Source organism: Phaeodactylibacter sp. (assembly GCF_040219495.1).
In the GTDB taxonomy this organism is placed as follows: Bacteria; Bacteroidota; Bacteroidia; order Chitinophagales; family Saprospiraceae; genus Phaeodactylibacter.
On the sequence record NZ_JAVJSK010000104.1, the window covers coordinates 24988 to 36003 of the forward strand.

Below are 11016 nucleotides of genomic sequence, written 5' to 3' on the forward strand. Positions count from 1 at the left end.
AAACTTAGTATTAGGAAAAAACAGTAAAACGCCTTCATTACTTTTTTTGGGCTTCAACAGTCTACTGCACCACAAGTTCATGGAATACGGCCGGCACTACACAAACATAGCTGCCCTGCTCCAGTGCTTCCAGTTCTACCGGTGCTCCGTCACAGGTCGCTTTAGCGGACCGCCCCGGGATACCAAAAATTTCGATCCGGTAGGTGGCGTAACCGGGCTCATAGTTGCCCGTTTGCACCTGTTTGAGGTTCAGTTTCGCGTTGGCATGTTGCATGGTGAAGCTGCTCAGGCGGAAGGCTTCATTCTGATAAGCGTATCCATCACCGGCATCCTCATACAACTCACTGTTGCCATTGCCGGCAAAAGCTTTCAGGGTAATCTGATCAAAGTTCTTTTCTCCGGTATACTGCTGCACTGGATAGTGTGGGATGACGGCCCCGGTTTTGACATACAGCGGTATGCGCTCCAGCCCGCAGGCACTACGCACCAGTTGCCGCCCCGGATACCGTACTCCGGTGTAATAGTCGTACCATTCGCCTTCAGGCAGGTAGCCTTCAGCAGTGGTCGCACCGGGCTCCAGTACCGGCACTACAAGCAGGTGTTCCCCAAAGAGGAATTCGGCTTCCCGGTCTTTCACCTTCGGGTTTTTTTGGTCTGCGAAAGCCAGGCTGCGCAGTACCGGCCGGCCATCCTGTGTGTATTGCCGGAAGGCTGTGTACAGGTAGGGGAGTAGTTGGTAGCGCAGTTCAATCGCGGTTTTGGAAATGCTGGTGTAAGGCTCACCGAAAGACCAGGGTTCCTGGTCCATACGGTTGGTGCGCTCGGCTTCGTGTATCGCATCTGCATCCGCTTCGGCTGCGCCGTCTATGTTGTTGCCCATGGAGTGCACCCGGTAAAGCGGGTGGAAAGCGGCTAGTTGCATCCAACGGGCAAACAGTTCCCCATCGGGTTGCTGACTGAAGCCGCCCACGTCTGTCCCTACAAAGGAGAACCCGGAAATGCTGAGCCGCTGGCACTGAATATTGGCCAGGCGAAGGTGTTCCCAGCTGGCGATGTTATCGCCTGTCCACACACTGGCAAAACGCTGTCCGCCGCTGTAGGTAGCCCGGGTCAGGACGAAGGGCCGCTTTTGGGGCTGCAATGCTTTCAGCCCGTCAAAGGTTGCCCGTGACATCTGCTGCCCGTATACATTATGGGCCTTGCGGTGATCAGTAGGGTGCCCGTCGTAGTCGTGGCGCACATTATCCGGGAAGGTGGCAATATTGACCTTGAAAACCGCTGGCTCGTTCATGTCGTTCCAGAACCCGCTAACGCCCTGTTCATTGTAGAGCTCTTCGTAGAGTGGCCCCCACCATTTACGTACTTCGGGTCGGGTAAAGTCCGGGAATACGCAGTCCTGCGGCCAAACGGGGCCACGCATCAGCTCGCCGCTGGTGCGGTAGCAGAATACGTCCTGCTCCATACCATCCGTGTAGACGGGGTACTCCGGGTCGACCCGGATGCCCGGATCAATCATCACAATGGTCTGAAAGCCCTGTTTACGTAAATCTTTAATCAGTTGGGCGGGTTTGGGAAAGTGAGCTTCATCCCAGGTAAAGCAACGGTACCCATCCATATAATCGATATCCAGATAGATGGCATCACAGGGGATTTGCTGGTCGCGGAATTCCTTTGCTACTTCGTAAACCCGCTCTTCGGGGTAGTAGCTCCAGCGGCATTGGTGGAAGCCCAGGGCCCACATGGGGGGCATTTCCGGGCGGCCCGTCAGCCAGGCGTAGCGCTGAGCCACCTGTGTGAGGTCGGGCCCGGCGATGAAGAAGTAGTCCATTTCTCCTCCGTCTGCCCAAAAAGCCAGCTGGTCTTCCTGAGTTTTTGCAAAGTCGAAGTGGGTCCGGTAAGAATTGTGCAGGAAAATGCCATAGCCTTTGCCTTCGCACAACCCTAAGAAAAAGGGGATCGCCCGGTAGAGCGGGTCGGTATCTTTGCTGTACCCAAAAGAGTCGGTATTCCAGTGTTGCAATTGCTGTCCGCGCAGGTTAAGGGCGCCGCTTTTGTCCCCGAGGCCATAGTAGGCCGCTTCGGTTGGGGCCTGTTGGGTGATTTTGACTTGTTCTATCCCATTCAGGATGCTTCTTCGGCAGGTGTAAGGCGCTGCGTCTTCGCAAAGCAGGGTGTTGCCCGGGTTGTCATACATCGCAACCTTCAGGCCTTCTTTAGCCACCTGGCAGATGAGGGCGGTGGTGCGCAGCGTCAGGTAGGCCTCGTCTTCGGCAACCGTCAGTTCCGGCGTTTCGTAGGCGGCATTAGGGTCAAGGGCGTAAGAAAAGTCGGACTCAAACCGCCCCTCCGGTGCATAGCGGAACCGCAGTATGACATCTGAAATTACCTGTATGCGGAGTGCTACACCATTTTGTGCCGTTATGGTAATGGTGTTGCCTTCCTGGCCTGCGTGTTTGAAGACATCAGGGGCGAATGTTTCATATACGTCCGGGTATCGGTTGCCGGTTGTAGTTTCAGAAACAGGTACAGGCTGTTCCGCTTTTGATGGTTGCTGGTTTGCCATTTGAGTTTTGTTACCGGTTCAATAAGAACAGGCCTGAAAACCGACCTGCTTTGACCGGCAAATATAGGATATGTTTGGCGTTTGTATATTAGACTTGATGCGTCGGGGATCATTACAAGGCTAAAAGGGCTCTTTTCCCACTACACTGGCCCAACGCATCAAGTCTGTTTCAACCAGGCCTATTGCACCATCAGCTTTCTGGAAAAGAACCCACGGCTGTTCCCGCCCTGCACCTGATAAATACCAGCCGGGAGATTTTCTAAAGGGATGGCTCTGGGGCCGGAAGACTTTACGAGCAGATCAGGAGGTGCCTGCCACAGGGTATGGCCATAGGTATCCACGAGTTTTAGAAAATCGAGTTCCTGTGGGGTGTCCAGGTAGCAATGCTGTCTTGCCGGATTGGGGAACAGGCGAGCGGGGAGTTGGGACACCTGCCGGGTGCTGCTGAGCTTGGTGGTGTCATCCGCAATGATGATAGTGGCTGTGTCCGGTACAGCCGGGATGCGCTTGAAGTTATTATCGATCAGCAGTACACTGTCCACGCGCAGGCGGAAGGTATCCACGGTCAGGCCCACAATGATATCTTCGATGATGATGCTGAATTCTGCAACCTGTCCGCCCCCTGAGATGGTCGTCTGATTGATCCGCGTCAGGGCAATTTGCGCCTGCCCGGTGAGTTGGTCGTTTACGAAAACTTCCTCTATTTCTGCTTCATCGGCATTGATCCAGGAGTTGTCCAGGTCATCAAATTCGAAGCCCGTGGTCGGCTCGATCAATTCTGTATCATAGCTAAGTGCGAGGGCGATGCCATAGAAATTCTCCAGTGGCTGGTCGAGGTTGCCCAGGCTAAGCCCAATATTAATACTGGCACCGGCTTCCACCAGCGTAGCACTGGGCGACAAAGTAACCTGAGGCGCACCAACGCCGGGCGCTGCATTCGCGTATCCGTCTGGGGAGAGGGGGCCATGCGTCAGCCCGAAATTAGGTAGAATAGCCGAGGAGATATCGTCATCTTCAATTCCCCCATTCCCGTCGGCATCGGCATACCCGTAATCGGTGCCATCCGGAAAGTTCTGGCCCCAGAGTTCGAAGGGCTGGGCTTCCCAGTTGATGGTGGCATCATCCCGCTCGGGGCCTGCGGCACCGTACGCGAGCCCAACGTAGAGCACATCCACGGCATTGACCACACCGTTGTTGTTCGCATCGCCCGGCCACATTTCCTGAGCGTGCATAGGGGAAATCAAGACTGTAAATAATAGCGCGATAAGACTAATTGGATACTTCATAAACCTGTTCATTCGTATTTATGGTACAAACATAGGGGCAATCCGGGGGTGTTCCAACTACAAAAATAAGAATTTGTCAGTTTAGGTTTGGTGCGTTTGTCTATAGCATCGGGTTGAATATGCTTTGATAACCGGTTAAATTGATAGAAATAGTCACTTGTTTTTGTATTTTGTCAATTCAAAAGAAAGACAGCATGCAAAAAAATAAAGTTATCGTGGCACTTGGCAAGCTTTCGGCAGAAGAAACAGCCCGGTTCCGGGACTTCGTTGCCTCTCCTTTTTACAATAAACGAGCGGAACTCCTGGAGCTACTAGATTACCTGATGTCTTTCGCTCCTGATTTTTCGTATGCTGAATTAAAAAAGAGCGACGTCTTCCAGGCTATTTTTCCAGAAGAACCCTATGATGATAAACAACTGCGTTACCACCTAAGTTGGCTGAATAAGCTTCTGGAGCAATTCTGGCTGGTCCGGCGTCAGGAGCAGGAGGAGGCGCACAACCTCAGCCTGCTCATGGAGGTGCTCTCGGAGCAAGGGCTTGAAAAGCACTACCGGCAGCAGGACCGCAAGCTGCAGCAGCTACTGGAGGAGGTGGAAGCTCCGGATGCGTCTTACTTCAAGTACAAGCAAGAATGGGCGGATACCAAAGAACGGCACTTTCAGCGGCAGCGCCTGCGCCGTTTTAACGAGGATTTGCAGGTGGCTGCCGATGCACTCGACCGGTATTACTTTCTGGAAAAGATGAAGTACGCCTGTGCTATGCTAGACCGTCAGGCGATTTTGCAGGGGGAATATAAGGTCAATATTACCCCGCAGTGGCTGCACTACGTGGAAGCGCAGGATTACTTCGGACTACCCTTGCTCAAACTTTACGTCAATATCTTCAAGGCGCTTTCCGATGAAGAGCAGGAATACCACTTTGACGGACTGCTGTCTGAACTTGATGCGATCTCGAAATCAGTGCCGGTAGACCGTCTGCGGGAGATTTACTTCATGGCCATCAACTACTGTGCCCGGAAGATCAGGCAGGGGCAGGGTCGCTATGTGGAGCAGGCCCTCAATTTGTACACTAAGGGCATTGAGCGTCAGGTACTGATGGAGAAGGGGAAACTTTCTCCCTGGACTTTCACTAATGTGGTGAAGCTGGCCCTGCGCCTGAAGCGCTACGATTGGATTGGGCAGTTCATCAGGCAGAAGGGGGGGCTGCTGCCGGAGGCTTTTCGGGAAAATGCCCTGCACTACAACTACGCCGAATTGTACTACTACACCCAAGCCTACGACAAGGCGCAGGAGCACCTCATGCAGGTGGCTTATTCCGACCTCAACTATTACCTTGGTGCCCGGACGATGCTGGCTAAAATCTACTACGAACAAAACGAGGAGGAAGCGCTGCTTTCACTAATCGCGGCTTTTACCATTTTCCTTAAGCGGAACAAGCAGGTGTCAGGTGCAATCAAGGATACTTTTCTCAACTTTTGCGACCTGCTCTATCAGCTCGTACGCCGGGAGGGCCAAAAGCTGGAGGGGCTGGAAGCGCGTATTGCCAAGACAGAGCTGCTCACCGACCGGGCCTGGCTACTTGAGGCCTGGCGCACTAAAACGGGAAAAGCCCCGGGCCCATCCTGACCCGAGGCTTTTCTTTTGCCTCAAACTTACTCTTCGGTTAGCATTACTGAACGGCCTGTGCAGCGTTGATCGTCCCCCATCCAAAGCTGCCGTTGCGGGCAGGATAGTTGGAAGATGCATTCTTCAGCCGCTGCAGCACCTGACTGCGGCTTTGGTTCGGGTTGGTTGCCCAAACGAGGGCTGCGATGCCCGCGGTCGTAGCCGTAGCAGCAGAAGAACCGCCCACATAAGCCGGCTGATTGCCGCTCATCGCCAGGGTGAGGGACGTACGGCTGGTATTAGATGCCCGCTGCATGACCGCCACAAAGTCTACTTCGGGACCTTCATGGCAGGTATGGCAGCGCTGGTTCATATTATCACGGATGCCCGTAACGGCTACTGTCTGCGACATATTCGCCGGGAAGATGACGCCCCACCAGCTGGTCCAGCTCAGGGAGGTGCCCGCGGCTGCAAATATCAATTTGCCTCTGTTGTGAGCATAGAAAATACCGTCTGCCACTGTGCTGCTGTAGAACACATCCCCAATGGACATGCTGATGATTTTTACCCCACCGTCGTTGCCGGAAATAACAAGGGCATCCCGTACGCCATCCTTTTCGCTGCCGCCGTTGATGATGACATCGGTGGTGGCGCGGAAGGCTTTTAGGTTACAGTTGTAGGCTGCGCCCAGAGAGGTGCCGGTGGTGCTGCGGGGCGCTGCAATCAGGCCCGCCATCTGAGTACCATGCCCGCAGGCATCGTCTGGCCCGTCATTGGAAGCCCACCACCACCAGCCACTGACATGGGTGCCTAGGCGCTCGAGGTTGCGGCCGGCAGAGTAGCCGGAGTTAAACTCGCTGCCCAGCTTACTTTGGCTCGGGGAGGTGCCCGTGTCAATGAGCGCTACTTTGATACCGGACCCGGTGCTGGTGGACCATGCACCCGGTACATTCATGCTGGGGTGGCTGAAATTCCAAGGCACCTTCGCATTAGGTACTACGGTGGTGAAGTCGGAGCTTGGAATGCTGCTGGCCGGGCTGTATCCGCAACCGCTGCCGCTGCGCCGTTCGATACCGCCCATCGCATAGCTCATCGGCTCTATGTAGCGGACCTCCGGCATTTCACGGAGCTGCTCAATGATTTCCTGGTTGAAGATACGCACATCAAGCGTAGGCAGGTATTCCTCATCGAGATTAAGGAACAGGTCTTCAGCGGATGCATTCAGGCCCGGGTAAGCGGTATTCGTGGTATTCACCACAAAGTCCACCAGGCGGTTCCGGGCGGCAGCCCATTCTTCGGAGTTAAGGTCAATCTCGTGAATGCGCTCCTCGATATTTTCAAAGCCCGCAGGCTGATAACCGAGGGACATCACCGAGTCTGAGCTCACCGAAGCGCTCCAGAGCATGCGGTTGGAGGCATCTCTCCAGTAGTAAACGGTATTCTTGGACAAGAGGGCCTCTTCAATGATCTGGTCCATTTCGGCTTTGGTCATAGGGTCTTGCTGATGAGCCGTCTCCGGGGTGCCCAGTTCCGTTTTGGAGCAGGTCATGAGTGCGGTGGCGACGAGCGCCAGTAGTAATAGGTTTTTAAATTTCATAAGGATCGTAGATAGTTTGGTTATTAATGGATGTTCGTTGCTAAGAAAAAAAGGAGCAGCACCGGTAAGCAGGGCTAAGCGACGTGCGTTTGTTCCGTAAGTGGTTAATGAGTACTATCCGAAGTGCCGGGCGGCTTTTTGAAATAAAAGTGATGTCAGCTCGGGTAAACTAAACTTTCATTTCATTCGGGAGGTAAAATAAGGATAAAAATTTGCTGACCAAAAGAAAAGAAATAAATCTTTGATCTCGTTCCATCAGGATATTCGCCCTGTCACTTATTTTGAGTAAAATTGCAACACTTGGTAAAAAGCCTGCGTAAACACCAAGTGATAAATAAGGAAGCACAAGCATGTGACTTCAATAACCCAAAACAGTCTCAGAGTTTGCTGAGTCTTTTATGATTGAGCGAAAGCGGGCACATTTGATAAAATTTGCCACTTGCTGCTACATGATGGAAGCTCAGGCACACTCTTAATTCCAATTCCAAACACCATTTAAGTATGAGAAAATTATTGTTCTGCCTGTCCCTGTTTATTCTGGCTGCTCTGAACCTGCACGCACAGACTAACCCAAACAAAAACGCCTTTTCGGCAAAAGTGCTCTTCATTGACTATGGCACGCCCAATGATATTGAAGATCAAAACATCACCAACGGGCTTGAGCTGAGCTACATCCGGGAGTTGTTGCCCTGGCTGAACTTTGCAGTACCGCTAAAAGTAGGGGTCATTGATGTCGACAACGATATCAATAACCGCACCTTTTTCAGCATCGACGGGGTGTTGCAGCTGCAGTACAAAAAGTCAGATACGGCTTTTATTACGCCTTATCTGATGGGGGGCGGTGGCATTACCCTGGAAGAAGAACTGGGCAGTAACGTGCAAATTCCGGTAGGTGCGGGATTTAACTTCAAGGTTGGCACGCGTTCCTACATTAACCTGCAGGGGGAATACCGCATCTCGCAGGAAGAGAACCGCAATAACCTCCAACTCGGTGTAGGCTATTTGCACAAACTGGGCCGTATGGACGCCGACGGGGATGGTATTGCAGACAATCTGGATAAGTGCCCGCAGGATGCCGGTGGCCCCGAAACGGACGGCTGCCCGGATACCGATCTGGACGGCGTGGCGGATATCGATGATGCCTGCCCTGCCCGCCCCGGCAAAAAGCGCTTCAAGGGCTGCCCGGATACCGATGATGATGGTATCATGGATGCAGACGATAAGTGCCCGGAAGTCGCCGGGCTGGAAAGCCTGATGGGCTGCCCGGATGCCGATATGGATGGGATTACAGATGCAGACGATGATTGCCCTCAGGTCAAAGGCACTGTTTCTGCCAACGGCTGCCCGGACCGCGATGGGGACGGCGTGGCGGATGCCAAAGACCAATGCCCGGACCAAGCAGGCACCCCGGCTAATAATGGATGCCCGTTTAGTGACCGCGACAACGACGGTGTGGCAGACAGCGAAGATGAATGCCCTGATCAGGCCGGTACTAAGAATGCCAATGGCTGCCCGGACCGCGACGGTGATGGGGTAGGGGATGCGAAAGACCGCTGCCCGGACGCTGCCGGCACGATGGACGGCTGCCCGGATACCGATGGAGACGGTGTACATGACGGGAAAGATGCCTGCGTGAATCAGGCTGGCCCTGCTGAAAACAAAGGCTGCCCTGAGTTGAAACAGGAAGAGCAGGAAATACTCAGCTTCGCCATGCGCGCCGTACAGTTCGAAACCGGCAAAGCCCGCCTGAAGGAGGAATCTAAGGAAGTCCTGGATCAAATCGTCAAGATTATGCAGCGCTACCCGGGCTATGCGCTCTCCATCAACGGGCATACCGATAACGTTGGGGATGCGGAGAATAACAAAATCCTGTCCGAAGACCGGGCCCGGTCATGCTATGCTTACCTGGTCAGCGAGGGGATTTCGCCCAAGCGTATTTCCTTCGAGGGCTTTGGCGAAGAGCAACCCATTGCCACTAACGACACCCGCTCTGGCCGACGGCTGAACCGCCGGGTGGAGTTCAACTTGTACATCAAGTAAGGGCAGTGGCTGCGGTAATAAAAAAGCGGGCTGCTACCTATACAACTGGTAGCAGCCCGCTTTTTTTATAGCCCTTTAAATCAGCTTACTGCTTAATAAACCGTACGGTCTTCTGGGCGCCATCTGCATGCAGGCGCAGGAAGTAAATACCAGGCTGAAGTGCTTCGGTTGGTACATCCAGGGTGTGGTCGCCGGAAGGTATTTGGCCGAAGTTCAGTCGTTGCACTGTTTGCCCAAGCGAATTGGTGATCTCCGCCTGAAGACTCATCGCCTCTTGGGCTTTGAAGCTCATGGTCGCTGAATTTCGGACCGGATTAGGGAATAAGCGGAAAGCGCCCAGTTGCAACTCCTCCACACTCGAGAATGGTGTGCCTACGAGCTGAAACCAGAAGTCGCCCGGCAAATCACCACCTGTTACCCGGGTAGAAACCCGGATCAGGTACTCTGTAGGCTCGCCCGGGAAGTTCTCCAGGGGCACCTCAATAAAGGTATTGCTGAAGTCTTCGGTCTCAATGCAGAAGTAAGGGCCCTCTGCCGGGTCGGCCTGTATGCCGCAAGTCTCAAAGAGGTCAATGATAAACTCCGCATTGGTCGTTGTTTTGTTAAACCGCAGCGACAGTTCTGTATTCTCACCAGCGTTGAAAGTATACCACACATCACGGAAGTCGCCGTCATCGTTACAGATTGGCGTTGCAAACTGTGGCTGCCCGGTGGAGAGCTTATTGGTGCCTTCAAAGATGAAATCGAAGTTGTCTGCTTGTTGCTGGGTCATAACAAAAGCATCGAGGGCATTCGAGCAGTCATCATTAGCAGGTGGTACAACCGGCTCAATCCGCTTGATAAGAACAGAGCCTGCACCCCGGTCACCGGAAGACCACCCACCAAGGCGGAATAAATAGCTTTGCCCCTGCTCAACATTAAACAGCGCACGGGAGGTAAAGCCAGCGCAAGCCACACCATTATCGGCATTCTCATCATCACCGCAGCCTACAAGGCTGCTCGTGTCAGGTGGGCAGGTCGTAGATTGGTAAACAGCAAGGCGGGAATCGAAGGTAGCAGTTCCACAGGTGGAAAACTCCAGACCACCTGTATAGGTTGCTGTCCAGGAGTACCAAAGATCATTGTAGACAAACTCTTCGCCAGGCTCAAAGCAGGATTGTGGCACCTCATGCCGTGGTAGGCCAGTAGTTGCTTCCACTGTATTGAACTGCAGCACGACAGAGTCCTGATCGCCAAGATCAAGTTCCAGTGCATTTTCACAATCATCATTGGGCGGACCTGTTACTGTGGTGGTTTCTTCAATGGTGAAGGTGCCGCTGCCTTCTTCTCCGGGGCTTTCGAATCCAAATCCACCAATCTGGATGATGTAAACGGAGCCTTCTTCGACTTCCCATGTTGCTAACGACCCTAGATCTGAACAGGGGTTTCCATCCGGGTCTACTCCGTCTTCATTACAGGTAATAACGTCATCTGGAGACGGGGGACAGGAAGTGCCTGCATAGATAACCACATTAGCATCGTAATTTGCTGTACCACAGTTATTGAATTCTGCGAGACCGGTAAAGTCAGCAGTATAAATAAACCATACATCGTTGTATAAAGAATCAGAGATGCTTTCTCCATCGGGAGGGCAAGTGGCCGGATAAGCTCCGGAGTCTCCTGTTGTCGCATCAACGGTGGTAAAATCATGGGTGCCACTGCTGATCGGAATGGCATTTTCGCACTCGTCATTTACCGGTTGGGCAAATGCAGGAATGCTGAAGGCCGTAAATGCTAACAGTGTCAGTAGTAAATGTAGACTTTTTTGCATTAGATAGACGATTTGGTGATTGAATGCTAATATTAATTCCCACAAATTAGAAAAAATCAAAAAGAAACCCTCATTTCCTAAAGCCGCAACTTTAATTTATGCTACGGTTTCTAAGA

6 protein-coding genes are annotated in these 11016 nt (G+C 52.9%); 2 read left to right on the forward strand and 4 right to left on the reverse strand.

From position 1 onward, the window contains the following. Positions 1-61 precede the first annotated feature (61 nt). Entirely contained in the window at positions 62-2563 is a 2502-nt protein-coding gene (locus tag RIC19_RS16540; RefSeq protein WP_350179453.1) for a glycoside hydrolase family 31 protein, read from the reverse strand. A 179-nt stretch (positions 2564-2742) separates the two neighbouring features. After that, positions 2743-3849, reverse strand: a complete 1107-nt coding sequence (locus RIC19_RS16545; RefSeq protein ID WP_350179454.1) for a T9SS type A sorting domain-containing protein — start codon at positions 3847-3849, stop codon at positions 2743-2745. A 194-nt stretch (positions 3850-4043) separates the two neighbouring features. Between RIC19_RS16545 and RIC19_RS16550 the strand changes: the two genes are divergently transcribed. Continuing rightward, entirely contained in the window at positions 4044-5474 is a 1431-nt protein-coding gene (locus tag RIC19_RS16550; protein ID WP_350179455.1) for a hypothetical protein, read from the forward strand. A gap of 43 nt (positions 5475-5517) precedes the next feature. Here the strand turns inward: RIC19_RS16550 and RIC19_RS16555 are convergent, their stop codons facing one another. Beyond that, positions 5518-7050, reverse strand: coding sequence for a S8 family peptidase (locus RIC19_RS16555; RefSeq protein ID WP_350179456.1), 1533 nt, complete (start codon positions 7048-7050; stop codon positions 5518-5520). 501 nt (positions 7051-7551) lie between these two features. Between RIC19_RS16555 and RIC19_RS16560 the strand changes: the two genes are divergently transcribed. Next, a complete protein-coding gene (locus RIC19_RS16560) occupies positions 7552-9090 on the forward strand; it encodes an OmpA family protein (RefSeq protein WP_350179457.1) in 1539 nt (512 codons plus the stop codon). 85 nt (positions 9091-9175) lie between these two features. Here RIC19_RS16560 and RIC19_RS16565 read toward each other — a convergent pair whose 3' ends face one another. Then, positions 9176-10900, reverse strand: coding sequence for a T9SS type A sorting domain-containing protein (locus RIC19_RS16565; protein ID WP_350179458.1), 1725 nt, complete (start codon positions 10898-10900; stop codon positions 9176-9178). Positions 10901-11016: the final 116 nt, after the last annotated feature.

Excerpts from the sequence above, each read along its gene's own strand:
- RIC19_RS16540 (WP_350179453.1), bottom strand. The coding sequence starts at position 2,563 with ATGGCAAACCAGCAACCATCAAAAGCGGAACAGCCTGTACCTGTTTCT.
- RIC19_RS16545 (WP_350179454.1), bottom strand. The coding sequence starts at position 3,849 with ATGAAGTATCCAATTAGTCTTATCGCGCTATTATTTACAGTCTTGATT.
- RIC19_RS16550 (WP_350179455.1), top strand. The coding sequence starts at position 4,044 with ATGCAAAAAAATAAAGTTATCGTGGCACTTGGCAAGCTTTCGGCAGAA.
- RIC19_RS16555 (WP_350179456.1), bottom strand. The coding sequence starts at position 7,050 with ATGAAATTTAAAAACCTATTACTACTGGCGCTCGTCGCCACCGCACTC.
- RIC19_RS16560 (WP_350179457.1), top strand. The coding sequence starts at position 7,552 with ATGAGAAAATTATTGTTCTGCCTGTCCCTGTTTATTCTGGCTGCTCTG.
- RIC19_RS16565 (WP_350179458.1), bottom strand. The coding sequence starts at position 10,900 with ATGCAAAAAAGTCTACATTTACTACTGACACTGTTAGCATTTACGGCC.